We start from the raw sequence: 26,614 nt of genomic DNA on the forward strand, positions 1-26,614 counted from the left end.
GACGGATCTTGGAGTTGGTGGCGAATCCGGTCTTGGACCGGACGCGCTGGTTGCACTAGCGGATGTGGGCACCGACCGCGGCGTACCGGCCAACACCTCGCACCACGAGTATTGGGGACAGCCTGCCGGAGGATCCTCAGAATCAGCGGATTTCACGATCAACGTTCCAGGACGAGGCACTAGCTAGGGCCGTCGTGCTCGGACTGCGTCGGTGATCCTTTCCGCGGCAAGCTCAACATCATCATGTTCCCACACGGTGATTAATAGCCAGCCAGCTTGCTCAAGCTGCTGACGGGTCTGCCGGTCGCGATTCATATTCCTGGCGAGCTTGTCATGCCAGTACTGGCTATTCGCCGATGGTCGACGGTGATGTTCGGGGCAGCCGTGCCAAAAACAGCCATGGACCTCAACGGCGACGCGAGCCGGCCTGAAAACGATGTCGATCTTCCGACGCAGATCGGGTAGCGGATGGGCGCAGACGCGGTAACGCAACCCTTTGGCGTGAAGGGCTCGCCGCAGCGCCATCTCTGGCGTGGTGTTGCGACTGCGATTGCCCTGCATGGCACGTCGGGTCGCGGGGCTGGATGCCCAGGATGCTTCTGGTATACCCCTCACCATCTGCGGGTCCTAGCCCTCCCCGGGGATGTCAGGCACCCACCACCGCCAGATGCGGCGGGTCGGCAGCTCGCAGCTCCCCGCGCACGAGCGGCATGAGGTACTCACGGGCAAGCCACGACACTACCGGCACGCATACAGCGTCACCGAAGCCAAACAGGGCCTGGTTGGTGCGGAGCCCTTCGAGGTGGTAGTCACCGGCACCCATGAGGCGGGCGTATTCCCCGGGAGTCATCCACCGCACCCGCACCTTGCCGTGACCAGCCTCCACGACGGCCTGCTTCGAGGAGCCACCTCGCGCGGTGCGCAGGCATCCCGAGATGTCATCTGGACGGATTTCCCAGGTCGGCTTGCCGCCTCGTGTCCGGCGATACGCGGTCCGACGCGAGATCCTGCGCAGTTTTCGCAAGGCTTCCAACCGCTCTGCCTGGATGGGCGACAAGGACTCGATGAAGGCAGCTCTGCGCAGCCCGTCCCACCACAGATCGCTGTCGAGCGGCAGCTTGTCAGCCAGCTGAGTCAATCCGGTGGTCAGGGGAGGCGGGGGCGCAGGCAACATCGCCCGGTGAGTTCTCAGGCTGGAATCACCGAAAGGCGCCTGGAGCCAGTCCGGCCGCAACTCGCTGTTGGGCACGGGCTCGTCTGCTGGTGGATCGATCGCACCGACGAGGAATAGCCGAGGCCGTGACTGCGGCACAAACCGGCGCGCGTCGAGCGTAAGGACATCCACGGAGTAGCCAAGATCATTGAGCGCACGGATGGCCGCAGCTAGGTCCTCGCCCCCATGGCTGGTGGCCAGTCCCACCACGTTCTCGAGCGCCACGACGGGGGGGCGCCGCTCGCCCATCTCTTCCAGCACGCGAACCAAGTGCCAGAACGTCCCCGACTCGCTGCCCGCCAGGCCCCGTCGAGCGCCCGCCAAAGACAGGTCAGTGCATGGGAACGATGCCCAAGCGAGACTCAGCCCCTCGGGCATCTCGCCTCCTGTCACCTTGGCCACGTCACCGAGTTGGAAAGTGTGCTCGTGCTCCAGGTCTTGGAAGTGCCGAACGTACATGTCCCGCTTGTCCGGTTCGATGTCGTTCGACCAGATGACTCTGATGCCAGCTTCTTCCAGGCCGATGCGGACGAGCCCTATCCCGGCGAAGAACTCGGCAGCGGCGGGCTTGGTAACGCCGGCATCGGAGGGGATCAACGCTAGCTGGGTCACGTGCCAACCTTACTGACCTAATCTTGATCAACCACGTAGCGGGGCCGCGCCAACTCGGGACCAGGGCTCGTTCGGGGTCGCGCCGGCCGACCGGGCAGCCACGCGGCCAGTCGCGGGTCGACGGGCTACAGGTTCTCGGGTAGCTCAATCAAGAGTGAGGGGTCGGTCTCTGCTTCGGCTGTGCGTTTGTTGTATGTCTCCAGCAACCTTCGCAGCCCTGACCGGATGCTCTGATCGCGGAACTCCGCCATCTCCTCCACGTTGGTGCCTACGAAGTCCTCCACAGCCTGGATCGCGACGTAATCCCCTACCTGCCCAAGCTCCGACAGCTGCAGAGCGGCGGCGAGCTTCGCCTCTGGGACCAGCACCCGGCACCGGTAACCCGCAGCGCGGTTGGCTTTGCACCGCCCCTCGAACAGCGATTGCCCGGGGCTCATCGTCACGTGAATCACCGTGTCGCCCACAAGGAAGTCGCCCGGCCGAGCAGTCTGAGCATCGGCAGTCGTGTAGCTTTCGTTACCGATAGTCAGGGCAGGGAAGCGGAGGGCGAGCTTTGCGCCCACAAGGTGCTGCGCCACAGCGCCCGCCGTATTACCCCCTCGCTCGTGGGCTGCCCTCAGCACAGCGGCGACGACCAGCTTGATCGGGGTCGCCGGAACAAACTCCGTTTTGAGCCGCTGCTTTCCGAAGTACTCGACCTTGATCTGGTCGACGAACCATGCCTGCAAGGTCGTCGCAACCTGGCCCAGCTCCTTCTCGGAAAGGGCACGGAGATCGTCCGACCGGGGATGTCCGTCGATAACGCTTACGAGTTCGACAGCGATTTCCTTAGTCATTCGAGAGGTCCTGCCGCCCTCCTTCAAGAAAGGCCGCTCCTCCCCGTGCTTCCTCAGGATGCGCTGAGCCTGCGGACCACCTGCGCCTTTCACCTGGGATTCCGAAAGGTAGTCAGATCGGCTCAGCGGATAATGCCGCCCGAGATGTTCGGTCACGTAAAGCCCAGCGCAGAAGACATTCGCGTCGATAGCACCCTTCCTGTTGCGCTTGGTCTCCCGCCAGTCCTCCAACGAATTGATCAGGTCCTCAACGATTGGCTCTGCTCTCAGCCAAACCAAATCCACTACGCACCTCAATCACATAGACAGCTCGGGCAGCTTACGCTAGCGCTGAAACTTGTTCGACCCCGTAACGGCCGAAGAGGTCCCGACGCGGCGGTGTCATTGTGGAGGGAGAGTGCCCGTCATGCCGAAGACAGCAAACGCCCAGCTACCGCAACGGGCGTCCGATCGAGCTCGAAGAGATCCGCCGTCTTCACACTCAGGAACGTCTCCTGTACCTGGCGCATTGCGTCGGTCTGCTCCGGACGGAAGAGCGACGGATCGGTACGCCACAACGGATGAATGAGGACCACCGCCTTCTGCCGGGCGAGGCTCGACAGCACCCAGAGGCCGTTAACCCGGTGTCGCTCGATGCCGTACTGCCCGAAGGAGTTGATGAAACCCCGGGTTAGGACGTCACCGCGATCAAGCCAGCGGCCCCAGTCGACCTCTCGGGCCAGTCCAAGTTCGGCCATGTCGAGTGCAAGCCGCCAGTCCAGTGCGCCATGGATCCGTTGGTTGTCAAAAGACCTAAGGCAGTCGGGACACGACACGGTGCATTCCGCGGCGTGCCGGCTTGCCTGCCACCGCTGTCGCAGATCGTCGAGCACGCGGTTGAGCACCTGTGCGAACAACTCGGGTTGGCCGAGGAGCGATGCATAGCCAGCCCCGTTCTCTAGGCTATCCGCGACGAAGATGCGATGGGTCTGTTCGTCGCCTACCCGGGCCGGGCTCAGACCCACGGTTAACTCGCTGGAGTCCACGTCTAGCTCTGCCTGGAAGCCCTTGCGGAGCACTTCGGCCAGCGACCATAGCGCCGGAAGCCCGGCAGGCTGGACCTCGCGTGCGGTCGGGATGATGCCACCAGGCAGAGCCAGCCGGTTGAGAGTCACGACGAGAGCGTCGGTCTTACGCACATCGCCGATAGCGGCGTCGCTGCGGCGTCCCCGGGTTTTAGGGATAGAGACTTCGTTGCTGTAGAGAGATTCATCGGTCACCACGACGCTGCGGTCGACCGCGTCCTCCATGGGAAAGAGCCGACCGAGGTTGTCATTGATTCGGAGAATGTCGGCCATCTCATAGACCTCGACCAGGAGGCCCCCAACCGATGACGAACGGCTCGGCGCCGAGGCGATCGCCAGCTCGGGCGCACCCACAACGGCGACGGTCTCGCCGTCGACGTCGTAGTCGCGGGGCCGATAGTCGGTGCGGAAGCCGAGCGGCTGGTACATGTCAAAGGTGTTCACCCTTCCGCCACAGACTGCGCAGGCAGGGGCCGGCGCGGCCAGTGATGTGCTGCCGCAGTCCTCGCATCTGCTAACGCTGATTGGCGGGCCGAGCGGGTCGACGGGCAAGACGGAGTTCCCTCTGACGTCAAAGGCGGCAAATCCCACCGCGGTGTGAATTTCGTCGTCCCGGACGACCTCTGCGCCGGGAACGAAGCTGGCGATTGCCATGTCCAGCGATCGGTCGGAGACCGCCGCCGCCTCGAGCTGCCGCTTGTCCCGGGGGTGGCTCTTGTAGAGATAGCGCACCCGCGTCGGGAAGCCGAACATCGGCAACACTCCCGCATTGGCCAGGATCTGGCTGAGCTCCTTCTGTTGGTAGAAGGGGTTGGAGACAGCTGCATCGATGTCGCCGATTAGATCGCTGGCGGCCCACCGCTCCAGTTCCTTGATCTCGGCGGAGGCAATGCCCGATCGGACCGTCAGCGCGGCGATGATCGCGGGGACGTCCGCCGCTGCAGCCAGCCATGCCTGGACCTGCGGGCGGTATGCCGGCCAGTCATCGCGGGTGCCGAAGATCCCATGGATGCTGTCCGGCGTGCGTTCCGGGACTGGTTCGCAGGCGGCGAAGGCGCGGCGCAGCAGCTCAGCCGCGACCACGCGCCGCGCGATCCGCGTCCGCCGCAGGTCGAGGAATGGCTGCGGGGGTGTGTCCCCGGTCATTCGCTCAGTGGCGTTGAAGTAGTAGTCATCATGGGTGCGGGAGCGGGCGACGGTCAGGGCGTATGAGTAAGGCTGTCCCTGCCGGCCGGCCCGGCCCACGCGTTGCTGATAGTTGAACCGTTGCGGCGGAACGTTCGCCATGATGGTCGAACGTAGGGAGCCGATGTCAACGCCCACCTCCATGGTGGTTGTCACGCTAAGGACGTCCAGCGGCGTGGTCAGGTGGTTCTCGGTCGGCGGCTTGAGCAGTGCCTCCTTGAACCAGCGCTGGCGCTTTCGCTGCAACGTCAGCGGCTTTGTCTGGCCGGTCAGCTCCGCGACCGCCATACGTCGCGGAGACAGGTCGGCGAGCCAGGCATAGTAATCCTGCTCGATTTGATCTCCGTGGCGCTGCTCGAGTCCGACATGGTGGCAGCCGCGTGCCGCGCAGACGCCTGCAGACGCATGCAGGTGCCGATAGTTACATCTCGGGCAGACCCAGACTGCGTCACCACCCTTCACCAGCACGAAGGGCGCGTCGGCACTGCTGACCCGAAGTCCCCAGTCCGGGGCGATTCGGTCACGGATCTCGCGCGTCACCCAAACCTCGAGTCCGCTTCTGTCGACGCCTAGTTTGTCCGCGACGGCGTGGACGTAGGCCCGGACAGGTCGCGGCATGTCGGTCTGCGGGCTGAACCAGCGACCGCCTGCGTACCGCCCTTGGATGCCCATGATCCGAATGACCGAGCGCAGAATCTGCAGGCTGAGTTCGGCGTCAAGGCCGCTGCCAGAGAGCTGCGGAGCCCGCGGCTCGACCATCACCAGCCCGGTGGACTCTAGGTCGCGGTGAGCCCGGTCGAACACCGCCTCCGCCATGGCAGTTGCCAGCATTTGCCGGTAGAGCTGGATGCCCGCCATGCGTGTATGCGGGGCAAGCGGGCTCCACAGCTCCGGCTCAGGAGGATCGAAGATTCGATACCACGGCTCGCCCTGCCACTCCCGCACAGATCGCGCGGGTCCAGCCGGGTGGACCCCGCGAGCGAGCATCCTCGTTTCCAGCCGAATGGCTGCTTGCGTCCAGGGGATCCGCGCCGTGGGATCGCTCGCCTGACGGTATTCGGCGATGAGTGCGTGATCACTCGGCGACGCCGCGCCAGCAGCCGCCCGAATGGCCGCGCCGTAGACATCCGGATGCTGCTGCTGGAACGTCATCAGGGGAGGGAGCTCATCCGGGGCGAGCGGCTCCTTTACCGACTTGAACACCAGATCGACTGGATCTGGCTGGCGCTCCTCTAGCTCGTGCCGGATGAGCTGACGCACCAGGTCCCGATGATGGTTCCGGGCCACCGCAGAGGCGGTGCGGGCGGCATCATCGCGGCTATCGGTGAAGAGAATCGTGCGAGACTCAGCCGCAGTGGAGCCCATGCTCCGAAATAACTGCGAGAGGTACAACTGGATCGCCTGCGACTGACCGGATCGGTGGCCACGGATTGGCGACCGCACAATCCCGCGCCAAAATCGCCGCAGGTCCCCGTTATAGTTCTTGGCATCGCACCGCGGGCAACGTTCTGGAAGCGCTGGTGGTTTCGCCGTTGCGCTCGAGCCGAGACCGGAGACGGCCAGGGTGAATCCGGTCGCGCTTGTCATCGTCTCGATGATGCGGCCGGATGTGGGATCCAGCTCCACGGGCCGGAAGCTGAAGGTCGCGCTCCGGCCCTGCGGCGTCTTGTGCTGCCAGGCGCCCGTGGCGGATTGTCCCGGCCAATACCATATGTACTGGTTGAGGGGTCGCATGTTGACCGGACGGGTCTGCGGTGACGGAATCTCGATGGGATTAGCGCCGATGACCAGCTCCGGTGGGTTGCTGGCCGTATGCCGTTCGATGATGTAGCCGCCTAGGCTAACCTCGCCACAGTCGAAGCAATACAGTACCTCCAGAACCCGACCGCCACATGGGCAGGTGGTAGCCGGGCGGCTGAATAGTTTGCCGATCGCGCGCCCAGCGTAGACGTGCTCGGACGAAACCTGGCTGCAGTTCGGGTTCGCGCAGGCCCAGAGTCCGCTCGCGGTGCGGACAAACATATGGGCGCGCAGCGGGATGCTGGCCGGGCCGCTTCCCGCTTCGGCGACCGCCGACAGTACGACGTCCATCGCGGCGCCGGCGTCCACAGTCTTATCGAACAGTCGCCCCTCGATGACAGAGAGACGTGTGGCTCGCAGCGGCTGGTTCGGCTTCTCTCGACAGGCAGCGGCTATCGCCTCCGAAAGGCGGTGCTTGTCCGCAATAGCGGCCAGGGCCGCAGAACGGACCGTCGGTTCTTCAGGAAGGGTTCGCGCGATTTCCTCGAATTCTATGCGTGACAGCGGCTCGCGGTTTGGCACTGGTCGCGGCACCCCGGCCGTGACCTGGAAACTCGAGCGAGGCACGCCGAAGAACTGCTCCAGATACTCGCCGCCCTTCTCGTCGTCGCTCAGCGACGCGCTAGTGGCGAGGCACCGCAGTTGCGGCGAGTCTGCGTCGAGACCGATGCGGGAAAGCAGATTGCGAACGACCATCGCAACCTCGCTGCCCTGTGTCCCCCGATACAGGTGCATCTCGTCGATCACAATGGTGAAAAAGTTGTTCTGCCGGTCGGCAGCGAGCCAGTCTGCCGTCTTCTGAAAGAGCTCCTGCTCGATGTCCCTCATCAGCATTGCGTTGAGCATGGAGTAGTTGGTCACCATGAGGTCGGGTGGCGAGGCGACCATGTCCCACCTCGTGACCATCTCACCAAGAGCGGGGTCGGAGAACTGAGACAACATGTGCTCGACCGCACGTCGATCCGTGTCATCCTGATAGGCACGCACGAGTGCCTGATAGTCCTGCTCGGCGCTCCTAATCTCGGCCGCCGCTTCACGGACTTTCGACCCGTCTCCGGAACCCGGCCGGTTGCCGGACCCGAGGGTGGCACCCGTGTACCGACCGAACCACAGCTGTGGGACTTGCCCTGTCGCGGCGATTCGCCGCAGAGCCCGGCGAAGTCGGCCGATCTGGTCCTCGACGAGTGCATTCGTCGGATAAAGGACAACTGTCCGTAGGGCGGCAGGGCGGTTCTCGAGGTCGCGTAGCGGCCGCCACTGCAGCGCGTTGTCCGGTGCCTGCCACCAGCGGTCGGGTGCAGGCTGACTGCGCCAGGTAAGTGCCTCGCGAACGAGCCGGGCGAGTACCGGGAGCAGGAAGGACTCAGTCTTACCGGAACCTGTGCCGGACGTGACGACAACATTCCGCCGTCCTTCGCCAGGGCGAAGCGAGTGGATGAGCGCCTCGGCCTGGTGGGACCGCAGAAATATCTCTTCGCCAGGGGCAACGAAATCGCCGAACAAAGCCTCGCCGACAATGCGAGCCGCAGCAGGATCGAGACCTGCTGCCTCTGCCGCCTGCTTCAGCGGGTAGTCCGCATCGTATGGGACGACCGGCTCGAGCAGGATGTCGGTGAAGATGAGGCCGGGTTCTTGCAGTAGTTGTCGTCGCTCCCGCCGGAGCGGTTCGTCCCGCAACCAGAATGCCGTATCGAAGTACCTAAGGTAGGCGTCCCGGAGCTCACCGTAAACCTGGGTAGGCACGGGGAACGTCGACGATCGGTTGTTACTGGCGGACAAGGTGCGATCAGTCATGTTGTTCCTCAGCGGGCGAGACGGGTAGCTAGCATGTCTGCGACGTCGGCTGGCACGTTGTAGTAGCGAAGGAGCCGACGCTCTTTGATCGGAGCAGGTGGACGCCCTGCACATAGGACCGCCGCCCGCCCATAAAGCCCTGGCAAGTCGGCACCGAGCGGCACATCAAGCGCCTGGGCCGCTGGGTCGTATGCCAGCAACGGCCGGCCCGCCCTGAGCGCCTCAAGGTGTTTGACGAGTTGCGCTGTGCCGACGCGGGCCGTTCCGTTCGCGAGCTCAACGTCCCGTCGCACGATGTAGGTGCTGCCGAATGACTCGAGGCGGAAGGCACCCAAGGTTTCGGCATGACGCTGGGGGACCCAGGCGGCCGAGCCAAGATGAAAGTGTTGGATCCGACGAGCACCTGGCATGGTGATTGTCGGAAGCGACGCCTCCACGGCGGTGAGATCCGGAGCAGCGCGGAGGATGGCCCGGGCGGCATCTGCGGCGACCGTCACCTCCCCTATCGCGCTGGCCAGTTCCTGGGCGGTCTTCGGTGCCAATCCGCTGAGGGTCCGTCGGCTCGGTCCCGGGCTGGTGGTTTCGATCCCGACCTTGGCCCCAGCCTCGGCCGCCAGCTCCTCAAGGGTTTCGACATAGCTTGGCGGCCAGTAGCCGGTTAGCAAGTAGGCACCGTCGGCGAGCTGGGCCAAGGCCGGTGGGGCGATCTCCCACTCGACCGCCTCTAGAGTCCGCTCATCCCGTCGGACTGCGATGTGAGCAAGCGCTTCAAGAGTCCGAGTAAAGGTGTCGACGAAGAGCAAGGAGCCTTCAATTTGCAGCGCGATGCCCTCAAGCGCAGAAATTGGGCCGCCGCCAGCGTGCATGAGCCCATCGAGGCCAACGTCCCAGGTCAAAGGCTCCGCCCGCACCGGCTCCACGTCGTGGACGTCGACGCGATACATTGCCTCGACCTTGTCTCGAGCCCGCTTGCTTTTCTGAGCCGCCCAATGATTGTTCGGAAATCGCTTCACAAGGCCGCAGTTACGGCATACCCCGGATACAAACGAAGTGCTCGCGTAGGGCAGCTCGTAATAGTGAGCGCCGGTGACAAGACATGATCTCGCGTCAGGGGTGGTCAGGACCGCGCTGGCGACCTCGCCATACTGGGTTGGCCGCTGCTGCGTCCACCAGACGGAGCGGGGTGCCTGCACGGCTGGAGATAGCGGTGACGCCTCGGTTGCGACAGCCCCATCGATGACTGGCGACGACTCTTCTTCATACGGTTCTGCGCTCAACGCAGCCCACCCCTGGTGGACCGCCGGCTGATGCGCCAGGCGCCGGCAGCGGGTCCACATTGCGAGGTCAACCGAGTCGGCCGACCGCAGCAGGAAGGGCAGGCGCTGTGTGGGATCGTTGGCACCGTCAACAAACAGCAAAGCCTCGTAGTCACCCACGGGGAGATGCTCATCGGCCGTATGCAGAATTAGCGCAGCCCCCTCACCCTCACGTTCGCAGGCCACCCGCTCGAGGGCGTTTGGGTCGACGTCGCCCACAATGCTCTCGGCGTCTCGACGCGCTACCTGAAGGCGGATGTGCTCTGCACCGGTCGACACTGCTCGGATCTCCGGCGGCGCATATGCCGAGAACTTACGCAGCCGGCCCGGAAGCTTGAGCCCTTCGGAGAAGGCCACCTGCGAGGAGACCGACGGCAGGAGCACATTGACGTCGGCGCGCGCTCGGGACCTAGCCTCGGACGGCAGCAATCCCAGGATCTGCACATCCCGGAAGAGGACCCAACCGGCTGGCACACCTTCAGATCCGCCCTGCACTCTCTGGAATCCCGGGCGGGCCACGTGCTTGAGCACATCCGCGACCTCCCCTGCCAGCGAGTTGGACGCAAAGACCAAGCCGTCCTCGGCCAGCTGCAGTCGCTCCACTTCGAGGAACAGGCCGAGGGTCTCGTCCTTGCGCAGCGGCACCACTCGTCGGGGCCGTCGTTGGACGGTCTTGCCATCTTCACTGGACAGGACCAGGACACCATCGAGGATCGAGGACTTCTCAAGGCCCGCAGGCCGTGGAAGGCGGTGCCAACCATTTACCCACGGCATGAGTTCGAGGACCGGCTTATCGTCACCAATCGCGCTGTCGATCTGCATGCAGTGGGGCTCAGCAGGCCCCGGGATGCGAGCCACGACACTGAGCTCCAGGCTGCTGCCGAACATGCTCGATCGAGTCAAGGCAACCAGCCTAACCTCTCCACGCGGCCGAAGCGCCTCTGCAGAGAGCGGAATTACCTCGGTGCTGCTGCCGTCCCAGTTCTGCAACTCGAGCGAGACGACACTGGCAATACGTTCCCGCGTGGCCGCATGCCGGATCCAGAGCGAAGCGAGATTCTTACTGATCGGAGGCGGGTCTCGCCGGATCCACTCGTCAAGGAGTGGCTGCATCTCCTGGGGTGCCACCTCCTGCCCGGGATGGAGCCCGTAGTCGGCGAAAAATCGCGGCAGCTTACTGCGGTCATGTTCGCGAACCAGAGCCTGCGAGATGGAGAGACCAATGTATCGGTGGGAGATGGCCACGGCCGACGGGAGGCCGCGCATGCCGTCAAGGCCGGTGAGCCAGGTCGCCAGCACATTCCAGAAAGTCACGACGTGCTGGCGGTAGTGCGCCTTAAGGCGCTGCTTTTCGTGTTGGTCCCGAGCCCCGAGGAGCTGCGCTAGCCTGCCGAAGTAGTTATTGGGTCCCATATCGGCGTCACGGCCCATGCGCTCCGCAGCCATGCTGAACACCGCCAACAGGGCCAGGATAGGGGGTGGACTGAGGGTTGGACGCGAGGTATGGGCAGTGCGGCGCCACGCTCCAAGCCAGGTGGTGAGATGCGTGAGGATCTCACCGAAGGTGTGCCGACTCCCCGCGAGGCACAGAACCTCCCGTACAGCAGTGGCGAGCGCCTCCTCAACCTCATCAGATGGAGTCCCGGTCTTCTCACCGAGCAGCGGAATGGTGTCACTGTCGACATCGATATAAACCGGCTGGCCTCCTAGCTCTTCCGAGAAGAAGACCTCGGCTATCGCTTCATTCCAAGCGTCATACGCTTCCCAGCGAGACATCCTAGATCCCTCCCTGCAGAACGGGCCCAAGTTGCGGCATGGCTTGACGCCTTGCAGGGGTTGCGAGCTCAACGACAGCGCGCATGACCGAGGTCGACCCGCAGGCCGCGGAGGACAGAACGTCGGCCCCGCCGCGGCATTCGCCCGAGCCCACTTTCGCCAGGACCGCTAGGAGCGCACGCTCGGCCCTACCCCCCGGCGAGAAAGGCACCTTGGTAAGCACCGTCACCCCACTCCCCACTGACGGTGCTCGGACCATATCGCCCCGCGTCCTGTCAGCGGGACCCCAAGTCTTCAGCCGTTCAGCCGGTCCCCACCGCCCTGTCTGCACTGTCAATAGCCTTGCAAGTTGATATCGCTGCGGGGAAAGCAATCAGGTCTTGGTAGCGGTTTGCCCTGCTCAAGGGCAGTCTCCTCCCCTCGCCGTGAGGCAAAGCCGTAGCTATGACCGAGCGGGCACAGGTCTCCCCGGTCACCAAGGCGTGTGAGCAAGACCCTCGTTTTTGTCGGAGATTCGACAGCGAGGATCGTCCTGCACTCCTCATGAGACTCGTTCGGGGAGGCGTGCCGTGCCGGAAGGCGGCGCGATGAAGGTGTCCCGTGGACGACCGCCGGCTGCTATAGCTGCGCAGAGTGTGTCCCCGGTCTTGCGATCGGCCAATCTATGCCAGTGGATCAGGACAGCGGCGGGCACCCGGTCTCGAATGCCCACCGCCGCCCGCTCCACCCGGCCCACGCCCACCGACTCCGGCGGGACTTCCGGACTCACTCGCCCGTCGCCGGTAGTCGTGCCCTGGCCGCCACGCTGTGTGCCCGATCATCGCCGTCACCGCCGGTACGAAGAACATCGACATGGCGGACGCGGACAGCACGATGCCGATCGCCGCCGCGAAGCCCATCTGCTGCAGGAACGAGATTGGCGCGAGGATCAGCGGCAGTGAACTGAGCCGGTTGAGGATGCCGGGATCCAAGCGGACGCTCAGCAAGAGCGCGACCAGCAACATCGGAACGTTTGCGCAGCACCCGGCTCAGCAACACCGCCACCCCACCGGCGATCACCCCGACCACCGTCCCGGTGACCAGGCTCGACATCACCGCCGCACCCCGCAACAACGCCTCCCGCGCACCCGGCGCCAGCCCCGCCAACCCCGACGCGTCCATCCCCAGCGACGAGTCCCAGAAGACCTGGTGACCGGCCGCCAGGAACACCCCGTACAGCGCCCCGACCACGACAAGCGTCAGGAACGGGCGCGGCGGTCGCCGCCACAGCACGGCGGCGACCCAGCACAGCGGCGGCCCGACCGCCAGCAGCGCGGCCACGATCGTGCCCTCCGGCACCACGCCCAGGTCGTGCAGAGCTACGCGCGGGGCGGCCAGCGCGGCGAGCGCGACCAGCGCCGGCCAGGAGAATCCGAGGGTACGGCGGGCCCCGCTCATCGCGTCGCCGCCGAGGCGGCCGAGGCCGGCGCGGGAGCCGAAACCGGGGCCGGCGCGGTCGAGCGCACGAACTTCAGCAGCGCGACGAACGCCAGGACGGCGGTGACCGCCCCTCCGGCGACGCGCACCCAGTGACCGGCGACGAACTCGGCGGCGACCTGCCGCAGGTATTCCGGCGAGTGCGTCCCCACCGGGTCCACGAACATGATCTCGTTGCGTGGCCAGAAGAAGACGGCCGAGAACAGGAACTCGCAGACGACGAAGACGGCTGTGGCGCCGGCGATCCACCAGCGCAGCCGGCGGTCGCGCCAGGTGAGCAGGGTCGCGGCGACGCTGCTCAGGATCACCGACGCGCCGAGCGGCGGGAAGTAGTCGTGCGGGCCGCCGTGGACGAGGAACTCGCGGGCCCGGTCGAGGGAGGCGGGCGCGTCGTTGAAGATGTTCGGGTAGAGCATGACTGTCTCGGCGGCGACCCCGCCGAACGACATCATCGAAGCCCAAACCATCGCAATTAGGGCTATCCAGGTCAGTCGTGTGCGTACCACGAGGGTTCTCCTCACGAATTGGGGACGCCATCGACGCTAGGTCGGGGGCCGGGCACCGTCGTCCGCGTGGCCGCGCGACCGGTTGTCGCTTCTCGGCGTACGCCTCGGGGTTGTCCCTGACGCCTGCGGACGACAGCGGCGGAGGGCCGCGCGGACCTAGGCTCGAAGCGTGCCCGACGCCCTGTCCACACGTGCCGACGCGCTGCTCGCCGCTGCCACGCTCGGCCTGGTCGCGGTGGCCGTGGCGGCCGAGCGGCCCGCTGCCGGCGGCGCGGCGCTCGCCGTGGTGTTCGGCGCGGGGCTGGGCGGGCTGGTGCTGTGCGCCAGGCGGTGGCCGGTGCCGGCGCTGCTGGCCACGGCGGTCGCCATCCTCCTGTACTACGCGCTGGACCTGCCGCCGGTCGGCGTGGCCGCTCCGGCCGCCGCAGTGCTCTACCGGGCGTCGGAACGCGGGCGGGTGGTTCCGGCCGCTGTGGTCGCCGGGAGCCTGCTGGCCGTATCGGTGGTCGCGCGGTTGGCCGAGGGCGACGACGTCGGCGTCGTCGTCGGTACGCAACTGGGCTCGGAGGCGGCGTTGCTGCTCGCCGTCATCGCCCTCGGTGATGCGGTACGCAACCGCAGGTCGCTCCGGGCGGCGTTGATCCGCCAGGCGGTCGCGGCCGACGAGGAGCGCCACCGGGAGGCGGCCCGTCAGGTCGAGGCGGAACGGCTGCGCATCGCCCGGGAGGTGCACGACACGCTCGGCCACACGATGTCGGTGATCACGTTGCAGTCCGCCGTCGCCCAGGAGGCGCTCGCTGACAGCGATCCGGCGCAGGCGGAGAGCGCGCTCGCAGCGATCCGGTCGGTGAGCGGCAGCGCGATGGCGGAGTTGCGGGCCACGCTCGGCACGCTGCGCCGCGAACCGGGGCCGCGGGAGCCGGCCCCCGGCTTCGACCGGCTCCCGGCGCTCGTGGAGGGCGTACGCCAGGGCGGGCTGGCAGTCGACCTGCGCGTCGAAGGGCCGGTGGACAGACTGCCGGCGGTGGTGGGCAGCACCGTCTACCGGGTCGCGCAGGAGGCGCTGACGAACGTGCTGCGCCATGCCGGGGCCACCCGGGTCACCGTCACGGTGCGCGCCACGGCCGCTCGGCTCACGCTTGAAGTGGTGGACGACGGTCGCGGCGGCCCACCCGCCGGCCGGGCGGACGGCAGGGGTCAGGGCCTTCGCGGCATGGCCGAGCGGGTCGCCCTGCTGGGCGGCACCGTCGAAACCGACACAGTCCAGAACGGCACCGCCGCATCCGGCGGCACCGGTTTCCGGGTGGCGGTCAGCCTGCCGCTGGCGGGAGTCGCCGCGTGAGCCCGATCCGCGTCGTCCTCGTGGACGACCAGCACCTCGTCCGTACCGGCCTGCGGGCGCTGCTCGACCGGGCGCCGGACATCGAGGTGGTGGGCGAGGCGGGCGACGGCCGCAGCGGCCTCGCCGTGGTACGCGAGCAGCGGCCCGACATCGTGCTGATGGACGTACGGATGCCCGGCGGGGACGGGCTGGAGGCGACCCGCCGGATCCTGACCGACCCGGCGCTGGACGGCGTGCAGGTGCTCATGCTGACGACGTTCGACGACGACGAGTACCTGTTCGAGGCGATCCGCGCCGGGGCGGCCGGTTTCCTGCTCAAGGACACCCCGCCGGACGCGCTACGGGACGCGGTGCGGACGGTGGCCGGTGGCGACGCGCTGCTGTCTCCCGCCGTCACGCGGCGGGTGCTCGCGGCGGCGGCCCGCTCGCCGGTGGCCGACCCGGCGCGGCTGGCCGGACTGACCGCCCGGGAGCGGGACGTGCTCGCGCAGGTGGGCGCCGGACGGTCGAACACGGAGATCGGGCAGGCGCTGTTCCTGAGCCCCGATACCGCCCGCACCTACGTGAGCCGGCTACTGCAGAAGTTGAACGCCCGGGATCGGGCGCAGCTCGTCGTGATCGCGTACGAGAGCGGGCTGGTCCGCCCCGGCGAGGGCTGAGCCGCGCCGGGGCGGGTGAGTGTCAGACCGGCGTCGCGTCGGCCGGCTCGGGCGCGGCGTGCCGGCCGCCACCGCCGTTACGCCGTTCGTCGCCGTGCCCCGGCCACCACGCCGTGTGGCCGATCAGCCCGGTCAGCGCCGGTACGAAGAACATCGACATGACGAACGCGGACAGCACGATCCCGATCGCCACCGCGAAACCCATCTGCTGCAGGAACGAGATCGGCGCGAGCATCAGCACCCCGAACGTGCCGGCCAGGATCAGCCCGGCCGCGGCGACTGTCGGGCCGGCGTGTTCCACCCCGATCGCGGCGGCCTCGTGCGGTTCGTGCCCTTCGCGCGCCTCCTCGCGGAGCCGGGCGATCATCAGGATGTTGTAGTCGGTGCCGATCGCCACCACGAACAGGTAGAGGATGATCGGCAGCTGGAACGTCACGCCGGGGTTGCCCTGGAGCCCTTGGAACACGTACACGGTCGCGCCGAGCGTGGCGGCGAAGTTGAGCAGCACCGCGATCACCAGGTAGACCGGCGCGACGAGGCTGCGCAGCAGCAGCCCGAGGATGAGCGCGATCAGGCCGGCGGCAACCGGCAGGATGACCGAGAGGTCCCTGTTGTTCGCCGAGTTGATGTCCGCGAAGATCGCGGTGGCGCCGCCGACCAGGGCCTTGGTGCCCGGCGGCGCGGCGGCGTGCAGCGCGTCCCGCAGGTCGTCGCGGACCAGCGTGATCGCCTCGTTGGACATCGGGTTCTCGTTCAGCAGCAGGCTGATCCGGGCGACGCTCGGGTCGGTGGCGCTGCGCTCCGGCGGCTGCGCCCGCCCGACGCCCGGCGCCTTGGCCGACGCGGCGGCGAAGTCGTTCACCTGCTGGTCGGTGAGCGGGGTGCCGTTGCCGGTGGTCAGGTAGACCTCGGTGGGCGCGAGCGCACCGGCGGCGAAGCCGCGCTGGAGGTCCTGGGCGGCCCGCGCCGACTCGGTGTCCTGCGGGAAGCCGGCGCTGAAGTCGTAGTCGGCCTTGTAGCCGAGCACCCCGGCGGCTAGCGCGACGAGCAGCACACCGGAGGCGGCTGCGACGACAGCCGGGCGACGGCCGACGGCGGCGCCGAGCCGCCGGGACAGAGTCGCCTTCGGTGGGCGCTGCCACGCCTTCGACGGCCAGAACACCCACCGGCCGAGCAGCGACACCAGTGCCGGGATCAGGGTCAGCGAGGTGACGAGCATGACGCCGACGGCGATGGCGAGCGCCGGGCCGAGCGAGCCGAAGAAGCCGAGCGAGGCGAGCAGCAGCACCAGGAACGCCACGATGACGGCACCGGCGGCGGAGGTGATGACCTCGCCGACCCGCTGCACCGAGACGACCATCGCGGTGCGCTTGTCGTCACCGGCGCGCAGCCGTTCCCGGTAGCGGAACAGCAGGAACAGGATGTAGTCGGTGCCGATGCCGAACAGCACGATCAGCAGGATGGTCTGCAGGTCCTGGCTGACGTTGAGGTCGAACGCCTTGCCGGCGGCGGCGACCAGGCCGGTGGTGACGGACATGACCACGCTGATGACCACCACCGGAAGCAGCGCGGCGATCGGGCTGCGGAAGATGATCAGGATCAGCCCGATGATGAGGATGATGGTGGCGACGCCGACCACCGCGAACGCGTCGTTGAACGTGTCCTCGTTGTCGACGAAGCTGGCCACGTCGCCGGCCACCCCGGCGGTCAGGCCGCTGCCGGCCAGGTCCGGCCCGAGGGCGGCACGCAGATCGCGTACGGCGTCGAGCAGGCCCGGGTCGTCGGGGCTGTCGGCGTCGAGACCGACGGTTACCACCTGCACCGATTTGTCCGGCGCGACGGCCTGCGGCCCGGTCAGGTAGCCGGAGGTCTGCGGGATGTTCCGCGCCTTGAGCGCGGCGGCGAGCTGCCCCACGCGCGCCTCGTCGGCCGCGGTGAGCGGCTTGCCGTCGCCGCGTTTGACCACGACGGTGGCGGTGGCGGTGGCCGCCTGTGGAAACGACTTCCCGGCCAGCTCGGTGGCCTGCACAGACTCGTAGGAGCTCGGCAGGAAGCTCTCCTGGTCGGCTGAGGTGATGTCGCTCAGTGACGGGCTGGCGGCGATGATCGCTATCGCGGCGACGACCCAGCCGCCGATCACCCACCACGCCTTGCCCACGACGAATCTGCCCAGGCGCTCGAACATCGTTTCCCCCGTGTGTTCGGCTGTGTCGCACGCGATCCTACGCTGCGTGAGCAATCCCTTTCGGACGGCTCGCAGACTTCGTCGATGATCCGGTCTCCACCGCGCTGTGTGGCCCGTGCTCGCGGCGCCGGTGCTCGCCCCCGTGCTGGCGGTCCACCAACCCCGACGCCCCGCCGCTGGTCGGGTACGCCGTCGTGTTCGGCGCGCTGCTGGCGCAGAGCACGGTACGGCTCGGCGCCGAGGACAGAACCCACGTGGTGGGTGGCGTGCGGAAATCCGGGGCGCGGTGGGCGAGTTCATTCACCGCCCGGCGGCGACAGCATCCCGCCCGACGGTCCTTACCACCGCCGGAAATACATGGAGGCAGAAGCGATATACCTCAAAGTCATAATCATGACTCTGAGGTATATCGCTCTGGATGGCACACATCTTCAACGAGGCTGGACCACCGAGCCAGGGCGCTCGACGACGGCTGGCGTCACCGCGACGGCTGCCCGGCAGCGGCGGGCGCGACCAAACCGGGCGGCGGAAGTGTCGTAGAGGGCTCGTAGCCTGGCGCGGTCAACGACGATCGCAGGGAGGCGACGTGCTCGACCACTTCTCCGTAGCGGTGCGCGACCTGGCGGCCAGCGGCGCCTTCTACGACACGGTGCTCGCCCCGCTGGGCGCGCGGCGGCTCATGGAGCCCGGCCCGATCGGTTACGGCGTCGACAAGCCCGACTTCTGGGTGGAACCCGCGCCGTCCGACGCCACGCCGGTGCCGGTGCACATCGCGTTCACCGCTGCCGACCGTGCCACGGTGCGCGCGTTCCACGACGCGGCTGTCGCGGTCGGCGCGGAGGTGCTGCACGCGCCGAAGGAGTGGCCGGAATACCACGCCACCTACTACGGCGCGTTCGTCCGCGACCCGGACGGCAACAACGTCGAGGCGGTCTGCCACCGTCCGGAGTGAGTCCGGTTGCGTCGCGGAGGCAGGATGGACCGGTGGAGATCGAACCGGTCGAGCACGCTCCGGTACGCGCCATCCGCCGGTCCTGGCTGGCACAGCGCTGGCACGACCTGACGTTCCTGCACTGGGCGGTCCCGCCGGAGCGGGTGGCTCCACTGCTGCCCGCCGGCACCCGGCCGGACACGTTCGACGGGCTCACCTACGTCGGGCTGATCGGGTTCCAGATGGTCGGGCTGGGGCTCGGCGTCGGCCCGGGCGTGCCGTACTTCGGCACGTTCTGGGAGACGAACGTCCGGCTCTACTCCGTCGACGGCTCCGGGCGGCGCGCCGTCGTGTTCCGCTCGCTCGACGCGTCCCGGCTGGTGCCGGTGCTGGTGGCCCAGCTGAGTCTGCGCCTGCCCTACAAGTGGTCGGCGATGCGGCTGGACCGCTCCGGCGACACGCTCACCTACCGGTGCCGCCGCCGCTGGCCCGGTCCGTCCGGCGCGTCCAGCCGGATGACGGTGCGCGTCGGCGCGCCGATCGCCGAGCCGACGCCGCTGGAGCACTTCCTCACCGCGCGCTGGGGTCTGCACACCCGCGCGTACGGCCGCACCCTTCACGTGCCGAACTGGCATCCACAGTGGCCGCTGCACCGTGCCGAACTGCTGCACCTGGACGACGAACTGGTCACCGCCGCCGGCCTGCCCGCGCCGGACGGCCCACCGGTGAGCGTGCTCTACTCCCCCGGCGTCCCCGTCGTCTTCGGCGGCCCCACGTCGGCCGGATGACCGCCACCGCCTTGATCGACACCAGGTCGCCGGAGTGGCGGCATCCGGCGCACCGGGACACCGCCACCTCCCCGACGTGGCGAGCGCGGTCAGCGCAACGGGTCTTGGGTGCCGTGCGGCACGTCGGGACGGCATCGGCGTACCCGGTCGGCGGCCATCCGACCGCCCACCGCCAGCCCGTACCGCTCGACCGCTGCGAGCCCGTACGCGCTGCACGTGGGCGTGTAGCGGCAGGTCGCCGGCCAGCGGTGCGACAGCCAGCGCCGGTAACCGAGGATGGCGGCCCGGCCGGCGCGGTCCACGGCGGGCCGCCGGACGACGCCGGCGGTCACCGAACCGAGGGTGAGCAGCATCGAGAAGAGGCCCAGGTCGCAGCAGCCCGGCCCGTCACAGGTGGGCACGTCGCAGTTGCACCAGTCCCGGCTCTTCTTCTTGTGGCGGTGCCGCTTCCGGAAGATCACCACGTCATGATGCGACACGCCCGCCAGTGTCGAATGAGGCGACCGGACCGGGTCCGGTGTGATCGGGTCTGTGGACGGCCGGGAACCTAGCGTCGAGGTCGTCACCAGGAAGGAACATCGGGTGCTGGATCGGCTCAACGCCGCGTTGGATTACCTCGAACAGCGGCTCGAGCAGCCGCTCGACGTGGCCGCGCTGGCCCGGATCGCGGGCGTCTCGGAGCATCACTTAGGCCGGCTGTTCTCGGCGTTGGCCGGGCTGCCGCTGTCGGAGTACGTCCGCCGTCGCCGGATGACGCTGGCCGGCGCGGACGTGCTCGCGGGGCGGGAGTCACTGCTCGACGTGGCGGTCCGCTGGGGTTACGGCTCGAACGAGGCGTTCGCCCGCGCGTTCCGGGCCGTGCACGGCGTCGGGCCGACGCAGGCCCGGCAGGCCGGGGCGGTGCTGCGGTCCCAGCCCCGGCTGTCCTTCCGGCTCGTCGTCGAAGGGAACACCAGCATGGACTACCGGATCGTGACCAAGGACGCCTTCCGGCTCGCCGGGCTGAAAGCGCGGGTGCCGCTCGTGCACGAGGGGATGAACCCGCACATCGTGGCGTTCGTCAGGGGCATCGACCCGGCCACCGTACGCCGCATCGAGGCGCTGTCCGACCAGGAGCCGCGCGGGATCGTCAACGTCAGCGCCGAGCTGGCCGGTTCCCGCGACGAGGGTGCCGAGCTGGACTACTGGTACGCGGCGGTGACCGGCGCGGAGGTGCCGGACGGCCTGGACAGCCTGCCGGTCGAGGCCGGTGACTGGGCGGTGTTCTCCAGTTCCGGGGCGTTCCCGGTGGCGGTGCAGCACCTGTGGCGGGCCGTGTTCACGTCCTGGTTCCCGTCCAACCCGTACGAGGCCCGCCCGGGGCCGGAGATCTCGCGGGTGCGGGTCGCCGAGGACGGCGGCACCGCCGACGCGGAGCTGTGGATCCCGGTCCGCCGGGTCTAGGGAGTAGCTGCCGCTCGCGCCAGCGCGGCCGGCACGTCGTGTACGTGGTACGGATGCTCGCTCGGCTCGATGGCGGCGAGGAACATCGCGTACACGGCGGCCAGCCGCAGCGGCGCGACCGGCCGGAGCAGGTCGACGGCCCGGTGCGGGTCGCTGCCCGGCACGTCGGTGCGCCAGCGCCGCGCCCACGCGCCGATCAGCCGGGCGGCGGCGTCCGCGTCGACGTCCTCGGTGAGGCGCAGGATGTCGAAGGCGGGGTGGCCGACGAACGAGTCCGCCCAGTCGATCACCGTCCGCCGCCGCCCGTCGCCGCGCACGTTGCCGGGGTGCAGGTCACCGTGCACGAGCGTGTCGGGCAGGCCGCAGTCACGGACCTGCTGGAGCCGGTGGTCGAGCCCGTCGAGCAGGCCGGCGGCCGCCGACACGTCGTGCCCGGCGAGCCGCTCGCGGATCCAGTCCGCCAGCCCCGTCCCGCGCAGATCCGGCACCCCGGCGGCGACCAGCTCACCGACGACCCCACACGCCCGCCACTGCACCACGTGATGCCCGGCCGCGATCGCGGCACGCTCCCCCTCCCCGGCCCCGTACCGGTCCTGCCCCGGCACGTCCGCCAGCAGCATCCGCCCCTCCCCGTCGGCGGCGAGCACCATCGGCCCGTTGACCAAGGAGTTCGGGTCACCGGGGAACGCCAGGACCGTGGGCTCGTGGCGGGCGAAGGGCGGGAGCTGCTTCAGCCACGCCGGGCCCGCGTCGGTGTCCAGGCGCCAGATGGCGGAGAGGTTCCAGGTGCGCTGCTGCGCCACCGCCGTCACCCGGCGGCCGAGCCGGCGCAGCTCACCCGCCGCCCAGCCGACGCTGCGCGCCGGGCCGCCGGCCCGCGCCCACGGCTGGCGCAGCGGGTGCGGCGCGAGGTCCACGGCAACCCGTTCCAGGGGTACGGCGGGCGCGTCGGCGGTCTGCCCCACGTAGCGGACGTGGCCGCCGGGCGGCGCGGGACGGTCGGCGTCGAGCAGCCGCAGCACGGCGACCGCCAGACCGTGGCGACGACGAACCTCGGCCACGATCGAGGCGACCTCCTGCCACCACGGCTCCGGCACGCCGAACGACGGCAGCGCGCCGAGCGGACGGCCGGCGGCGTCGAGCAGGATCAGCGTGACGGTGCGGGACACGGCCGGACGGTAGCCGGACGCCCCGACGGGAGGCGAGCGGATTCAGCGCCAGACGGTGCGGCGCAGCCCCTGGTGCCCGGCGCACACGTCGCGCTGGCCACCCGTGCGGCTGATCGAGCCGTCGCGGCACTGCACCAGCCAGCCCCGATCGGACCAGAACCCGGGTACGCACTCGAACCAGTCGCACACCCCGGCGGCCGGCCTGCGGATCCGCTGGCCGCCGCAGAAGTCGTACCCGAAGGGGTTCGCCGGGGCGCCGCAGCGGCGCTCGACCGGCGGCTGGGGCGTGCCGCGCGGCGGCGCGGGACGGGCGCGCGACGGCTCGGGGCTGGTCGTGGGCCGGACCTGGACGGCGGGCGCGACCTGCGGCGGCGCGGGAGTGCCGGTGGCCGCCGGGGTGGCCGCGACGGCGCGCTCCGAGCCGGCCCGGGTCGGCGGGTTGGACTCGAAGAGCATCGCCGGGACGACGAGCGCGAGCGCCGCGCCGACGGCCACCGTGCGCCGGCCGCCGGGCACCAGCGCGGAGACCCGGGCCTGGGCGGGAGTGAGCACGGGCGGTCGCTGGGGGCGCTCCGCCGCGTGCTCCTCGATCAGCTCGTCCAGCTCGGCCACGACCGCGGCGCGCTGCTCGATGGCGTCGGCGAACGCGAGCGTGAGCGTGAACCGGAAGTCGGCCACCGCGCCGGTGGGCAGCAGCAACCCGGAGGTACGTCGCCGGTCCAGCACCTGGATCAGGGTGACCGGCGCGCCGGGGTCGTGGGACAGGCCGGTCATCCGGCCGTACGCCCAGTCGCGCCGGCCTCGCCCGCCGAGCAGCACCAGCCGGCGGTTGGTGAGCACGGCGAGCCCGGCGTCGACCACCTTGACGCCCTCGGGGCGGCGCGGGCGCAGCACGGGCGGGTCGGGGTCGACCGTCAGCTCGGGGGCGGGCAGCACTGCGGTGTGCCGGACCTCCACCAGTTGCGCGGCCGGGAGCGTCCAGAAGACCACCTCACCGGGGGCCAGCTCCATCGGCAGGCCGACGCCCGCCTGGGCCGAGCCGTGGAAGGACACCGCGAGCGTACGCAGGCGGCGCAGCTCGTCGTCGCGGCGTCGCCACGCCTCGTCGGCCGCGCGGAAGGCCCGCTGCCGCCGTTCGTTCTGCCGGTGCGCCCACCGGTACCGCCATGTGGAACCCGTCGAATCAGTCTTCGTCACGCCGACTCCTCCGCCGCGCGAGCCCACCAATCGGGGTGTCATTCATGTCAACGATCCGGCAGGGGTACGAAGACACGCGAAAGTCGCCAATTAGACCGATCGGCTGATTGACCGACACTATCGACGGAAACTCCCCCGCGCTTCCCGGCGGCGCTGCTTCGTCATGCGCGCGCGGGAGCACGTCGGTAACGTCAGCCGCACAGCGGGGCGTAGCGCGGCCCCCCGGGCGGCGAGGAGGTGCACCGGTGGGCGACCCGGCCGTCGTGGTGGGCGTGGACATCGGCACCACCAGTTCCAAGGCGGTCGCGTTCGACACCTCCGGCCGGCAACTGGCGAGCCACTCGATCGGTTACCCGCTGGAGGAGCCGAACCCCGGCTGGGCCGAGCAGGACCCGGACCTCATCTACGAAGCGGTGCTCGGCGTCATCCGCGCGGTCGTCGACGAGCTGGCCGCGCCGATCGCCGGCCTGTCGTTCAGCACCGCCATGCACAGCCTGATCGGGCTGGACGCCGACGGCACCCCGCTGACCCCGTCGATCACCTGGGCCGACTCCCGGGCCAGCGCGCAGGCCGAGCGGCTGCGGGCGGTGCCGTCCGGGCTCGCGCTGCACCGCCGCACCGGCACCCCGGTGCACCCGATGGCGCCGCTGCCCAAGCTGGTCTGGTTCGCCGAGCAGGAGCCGAAACTGCACGAGCGGGTCGCGCACTGGGTCAGCATCAAGGATCTGGTGCTGCGGCGGCTCGCCGACGCGCTCGTCACCGACCACTCGGTCGCCTCCGCCAGCGGGCTGATGGACATCCACCGGCTGGCCTGGGACACCGAGGCGCTACGCCTGGCCGGCATCACCGAGGAGCAGCTCCCCCAGCTCGTACCCACCACGCACGTGCTGCCCGGGCTCACCGCCGAGGCGGCGCGGGCCACCGGCCTGCCGGCGGACACCCCGCTGGTGGTGGGCGCCGGCGACGGGCCGCTGGCCAACCTCGGCCTCGGCGCGGTACGCCCCGGCGTGGTGGCCTGCTCGATCGGCACCAGCGGCGCGATGCGGGTGATGGTGGAACGCCCCGGCGTGGACCCGCTCGGCGGCGTTTTCTGCTACGCCCTCACCGAGGACCGCTGGGTGGTCGGCGGCGCCATCAACAACGGCGGGATCGTCCTCCAGTGGGCGAACGACGCGCTCGCCCCCGAACTGGGCGAGCACGCCGAGGAGGAACTGCTCGACCTGGCCGCCCAGGCGCCGGTCGGCTCCGGCGGGCTGATCATGCTGCCGTACCTGCTCAGCGAGCGGGCGCCGCACTGGAGCGCGCTGCCGCGCGGCGCGTACGTCGGGCTGACCCACGGCCACGGCCGGGCGCACCTGGTCCGGGCCGCGCTGGAGGGCGTCTGCCAGCAGCTCGCGCTGGTCCTCACCTCGGTCCGGGCGGCCGGGAACGAGGTACGCGAGGTCCGCGCCAGCGGCGGCTTCGCCCGCAGCCCGCTGTGGCGGCAGATCCTCGCCGACGCGCTCGGCATGCCGGTGCGGTTCCCCGCCGGGCACGAGGGGTCCGGCTTCGGCGCGGCGCTGCTCGGCATGCAGGCGCTCGGCCTCATCGAATCGATCGAGGTCGCCGCCGACCTGGTCCGGATCGAAGAGACGGTCCGCCCGGATCCCGCCTCCGCCGCGACGTACGCGGCGCTGCTCCCGCTCTTCTCCGAGCTGTACGACGCACTGGTACCCACGTTCGCCTCACTGCGACGGATGGCGCCGAGCCTGCCGCCGGAACCCCCACCCACCGCACCACCCCGCTGACCGACCGAAGGGCGTGATAGCCGTGGTCACACTGCTCGCCGCACCAGCGGAACCGCTCACGAACGCCGGTGACACCCAGCTCGTCCTCGCCGCCCTGCTCGGCATCGCCGCTGTCGTCCTGCTCATCGCGTGGGGCAAGGTGCACCCGTTCCTCGCGCTGATCCTCGGCGCCGCGGTGCTCGGGGTGGTCGCCGCCGTACCCGTCGACAAGATCGTCACGTCGTTCAGCGGCGGGGTCGGCTCCACGGTCGGCGGGGTGGGCCTGCTGATCGCGCTCGGCGCGATGATCGGCGGCCTGCTGGCCGAGTCCGGCGGCGCGGACGGCATCGTGGAACGGGTGGTCGGCAGGGTCTCCGGGACCGCGCTGCCCTGGGCGATGGCCGGCGTGGCCGCGCTCATCGGCCTGCCGCTGTTCTTCGAGGTCGGCGTGGTGCTGCTGGTGCCGATCGTGCTGCTCGTCTCGCTGCGGGTGAACGTGCCGCTGATCAAGATCGGCATTCCCGCGCTGGCCGGCCTGTCGGTGCTGCACGGCCTGGTGCCGCCGCACCCGGGCCCGCTGGTGGCCATCGACGCGCTCGGCGCGAACCTCGGTCAGACGCTCGCCCTGGGCCTGCTGGTGGCGATCCCCACGGTGATCATCGCCGGGCCGGTCTTCGGTAACTTCATCGCCCGGTACGTGCCGGCCACCGCCCCGGCCGAGCTGCTGCCGACCCGGCGCGACGCCGACGACCGCAGCCCGACCCGGCCCGGTGACGGACGGCTCGACGCCGACGGCGACCTGGTCACCGAGGACGACCTGGTCAACCCGGGCACCGGGCGGCCCGGCGGCGCGATCGACGAGCCGGCCGGCCGGCGTTCGCGCCGCGCCCCGGCGCTGTGGGCGGCGGTGGTCACCGTGCTGCTGCCGGTGGTGCTGATGCTGCTGCGGGCGATCGGCGAGCTGACGCTCGGCGAGGACACCACCGGCCGCAAGGCGCTGGACATCGTCGGCACCCCGATCATCGCCCTGCTCGCCGGCGTCATCTTCGCCATGATCTTCCTGGGCTACCGGTCCGGCTTCAGCCGTACCCAGGTCTCGGGTTTCCTCGGCGGCTCGCTGCCGCCGATCGCCGGCATCCTGCTGATCGTCGCCGCCGGTGGCGGCTTCAAGCAGGTGCTCGTCGACGCCGGCGTGGGCGACCTGGTCGCGAACGCCGCCGACGGCGCGAACCTCTCCCCGCTGCTGCTCGGCTGGCTGGTAGCTGTCGGCATCCGGGTCGCCACCGGCTCGGCCACCGTCGCCACCATCACCGCCGCCGGCATCGTCGCGCCGCTGGCCGACACGCTCGCCGCCCCCGAGGTGGCGCTGCTGGCGCTGGCCATCGGCTGCGGGTCGCTGTTCTTCTCCCACGTCAACGACGCCGGCTTCTGGCTGGTGAAGGAGTACTTCGGGTTGACCGTCGGGCAGACCATCAAGAGCTGGTCGGTGATGGAGACCATCATCTCGGTGGTCGGTTTCCTCGGCGTCCTGCTGCTCGACGTCTTCATCTAGCGGG

The 26,614-nt window shown here is 69.2% G+C and carries 19 protein-coding genes; 8 read left to right on the forward strand and 11 right to left on the reverse strand.

The window, feature by feature from the left end; translation table 11 throughout:
• Positions 1 to 183: 183 nt before the first annotated feature.
• The 6 genes from MCBG_RS31790 to MCBG_RS35215 form a co-directional block, all read right to left on the reverse strand.
• Positions 184 to 618 (reverse strand): very short patch repair endonuclease, encoded by a 435-nt coding sequence (locus tag MCBG_RS31790; protein WP_084789527.1) that lies wholly within the window; start codon positions 616 to 618, stop codon positions 184 to 186.
• Positions 619 to 646: 28 nt separating this feature from the next.
• Positions 647 to 1,825, reverse strand: a complete 1,179-nt coding sequence (locus MCBG_RS14680) for a DNA cytosine methyltransferase (RefSeq protein ID WP_051611218.1) — start codon at positions 1,823 to 1,825, stop codon at positions 647 to 649.
• A gap of 125 nt (positions 1,826 to 1,950) precedes the next feature.
• A complete protein-coding gene (locus MCBG_RS14685; RefSeq protein ID WP_043326294.1) occupies positions 1,951 to 2,946 on the reverse strand; it encodes a DUF4928 family protein in 996 nt (331 codons plus the stop codon).
• A 119-nt stretch (positions 2,947 to 3,065) separates the two neighbouring features.
• Entirely contained in the window at positions 3,066 to 8,504 is a 5,439-nt protein-coding gene (locus tag MCBG_RS14690; protein WP_181373809.1) for a DEAD/DEAH box helicase, read from the reverse strand.
• 8 nt (positions 8,505 to 8,512) lie between these two features.
• Positions 8,513 to 11,596, reverse strand: a complete 3,084-nt coding sequence (locus MCBG_RS14695) for a hypothetical protein (protein ID WP_043326296.1) — start codon at positions 11,594 to 11,596, stop codon at positions 8,513 to 8,515.
• A 662-nt stretch (positions 11,597 to 12,258) separates the two neighbouring features.
• Positions 12,259 to 12,600: an MMPL family transporter gene (locus tag MCBG_RS35215; protein WP_043326298.1), complete on the reverse strand. Its 342-nt coding sequence runs from the start codon at positions 12,598 to 12,600 to the stop codon at positions 12,259 to 12,261.
• An 8-nt stretch (positions 12,601 to 12,608) separates the two neighbouring features.
• Between MCBG_RS35215 and MCBG_RS35220 the strand changes: the two genes are divergently transcribed.
• On the forward strand, positions 12,609 to 12,788 hold the full coding sequence (locus MCBG_RS35220; protein ID WP_043326300.1) for a hypothetical protein: 180 nt from the start codon (positions 12,609 to 12,611) through the stop codon (positions 12,786 to 12,788).
• Positions 12,789 to 13,029: 241 nt separating this feature from the next.
• On the opposite strand, the gene MCBG_RS14710 is transcribed toward MCBG_RS35220, so the two are convergent.
• Entirely contained in the window at positions 13,030 to 13,521 is a 492-nt protein-coding gene (locus MCBG_RS14710) for an anthrone oxygenase family protein (RefSeq protein WP_223201224.1), read from the reverse strand.
• A 226-nt stretch (positions 13,522 to 13,747) separates the two neighbouring features.
• On the opposite strand from MCBG_RS14710, the gene MCBG_RS14715 reads away from it, so the two are divergent.
• Together MCBG_RS14715 and MCBG_RS14720 are read left to right on the forward strand one after the other, a co-directional pair.
• Entirely contained in the window at positions 13,748 to 14,920 is a 1,173-nt protein-coding gene (locus MCBG_RS14715; RefSeq protein WP_043326304.1) for a sensor histidine kinase, read from the forward strand.
• On the forward strand, positions 14,917 to 15,579 hold the full coding sequence (locus MCBG_RS14720; RefSeq protein WP_043326307.1) for a response regulator: 663 nt from the start codon (positions 14,917 to 14,919) through the stop codon (positions 15,577 to 15,579). The genes MCBG_RS14715 and MCBG_RS14720 overlap by 4 nt, the downstream gene beginning before the upstream one ends.
• A 22-nt stretch (positions 15,580 to 15,601) precedes the next feature.
• Here the strand turns inward: MCBG_RS14720 and MCBG_RS14725 are convergent, their stop codons facing one another.
• Positions 15,602 to 17,764 carry an MMPL family transporter gene (locus tag MCBG_RS14725; RefSeq protein ID WP_043326308.1) on the reverse strand — a complete coding sequence of 721 codons (2,163 nt, stop codon included), beginning with the start codon at positions 17,762 to 17,764 and terminating at the stop codon, positions 15,602 to 15,604.
• Positions 17,765 to 18,350: 586 nt separating this feature from the next.
• Between MCBG_RS14725 and MCBG_RS14730 the strand changes: the two genes are divergently transcribed.
• Positions 18,351 to 18,716, forward strand: coding sequence for a VOC family protein (locus tag MCBG_RS14730; RefSeq protein ID WP_043326310.1), 366 nt, complete (start codon positions 18,351 to 18,353; stop codon positions 18,714 to 18,716).
• Between the two features lie 32 nt (positions 18,717 to 18,748).
• Positions 18,749 to 19,483: a YqjF family protein gene (locus MCBG_RS14735; RefSeq protein WP_043326312.1), complete on the forward strand. Its 735-nt coding sequence runs from the start codon at positions 18,749 to 18,751 to the stop codon at positions 19,481 to 19,483.
• Positions 19,484 to 19,572: 89 nt separating this feature from the next.
• On the opposite strand, the gene yidD is transcribed toward MCBG_RS14735, so the two are convergent.
• Positions 19,573 to 19,962: a membrane protein insertion efficiency factor YidD gene (gene yidD, locus MCBG_RS14740; protein WP_223201225.1), complete on the reverse strand. Its 390-nt coding sequence runs from the start codon at positions 19,960 to 19,962 to the stop codon at positions 19,573 to 19,575.
• A gap of 103 nt (positions 19,963 to 20,065) precedes the next feature.
• Between yidD and MCBG_RS14745 the strand changes: the two genes are divergently transcribed.
• Positions 20,066 to 20,926, forward strand: coding sequence for an AraC family transcriptional regulator (locus tag MCBG_RS14745; RefSeq protein WP_043326315.1), 861 nt, complete (start codon positions 20,066 to 20,068; stop codon positions 20,924 to 20,926).
• Here the strand turns inward: MCBG_RS14745 and MCBG_RS14750 are convergent.
• Both MCBG_RS14750 and MCBG_RS14755 read right to left on the reverse strand, forming a co-directional pair.
• A complete protein-coding gene (locus MCBG_RS14750) occupies positions 20,923 to 22,095 on the reverse strand; it encodes a phosphotransferase family protein (protein ID WP_043326317.1) in 1,173 nt (390 codons plus the stop codon). The two genes, MCBG_RS14745 and MCBG_RS14750, sit on opposite strands and share 4 nt — an antisense overlap.
• A 42-nt stretch (positions 22,096 to 22,137) precedes the next feature.
• On the reverse strand, positions 22,138 to 23,292 hold the full coding sequence (locus MCBG_RS14755) for a hypothetical protein (RefSeq protein WP_043326319.1): 1,155 nt from the start codon (positions 23,290 to 23,292) through the stop codon (positions 22,138 to 22,140).
• 245 nt (positions 23,293 to 23,537) lie between these two features.
• On the opposite strand from MCBG_RS14755, the gene MCBG_RS14760 reads away from it, so the two are divergent.
• Entirely contained in the window at positions 23,538 to 25,079 is a 1,542-nt protein-coding gene (locus MCBG_RS14760) for a gluconokinase (RefSeq protein WP_043326321.1), read from the forward strand.
• A gap of 22 nt (positions 25,080 to 25,101) precedes the next feature.
• The gene (locus tag MCBG_RS14765; RefSeq protein WP_043326323.1) at positions 25,102 to 26,610 is read left to right on the forward strand and encodes a GntT/GntP/DsdX family permease; all 1,509 of its coding nucleotides are present in this window, start codon (positions 25,102 to 25,104) and stop codon (positions 26,608 to 26,610) included.
• Positions 26,611 to 26,614 lie beyond the last annotated feature (4 nt).

It is taken from the genome of Micromonospora sp. M42, from assembly GCF_000568915.1.
GTDB lineage: Bacteria > Actinomycetota > Actinomycetes > Mycobacteriales > Micromonosporaceae > Micromonospora > Micromonospora chalcea.

Excerpts from the sequence above, each read along its gene's own strand:
- MCBG_RS31790 (WP_084789527.1), bottom strand. The coding sequence starts at position 618 with ATGGTGAGGGGTATACCAGAAGCATCCTGGGCATCCAGCCCCGCGACC.
- MCBG_RS14690 (WP_181373809.1), bottom strand. The coding sequence starts at position 8,504 with ATGACTGATCGCACCTTGTCCGCCAGTAACAACCGATCGTCGACGTTC.
- MCBG_RS14695 (WP_043326296.1), bottom strand. The coding sequence starts at position 11,596 with ATGTCTCGCTGGGAAGCGTATGACGCTTGGAATGAAGCGATAGCCGAG.
- MCBG_RS35215 (WP_043326298.1), bottom strand. The coding sequence starts at position 12,600 with ATGTTGCTGGTCGCGCTCTTGCTGAGCGTCCGCTTGGATCCCGGCATC.
- MCBG_RS14710 (WP_223201224.1), bottom strand. The coding sequence starts at position 13,521 with ATGTCGTTCGGCGGGGTCGCCGCCGAGACAGTCATGCTCTACCCGAAC.
- MCBG_RS14725 (WP_043326308.1), bottom strand. The coding sequence starts at position 17,764 with ATGTTCGAGCGCCTGGGCAGATTCGTCGTGGGCAAGGCGTGGTGGGTG.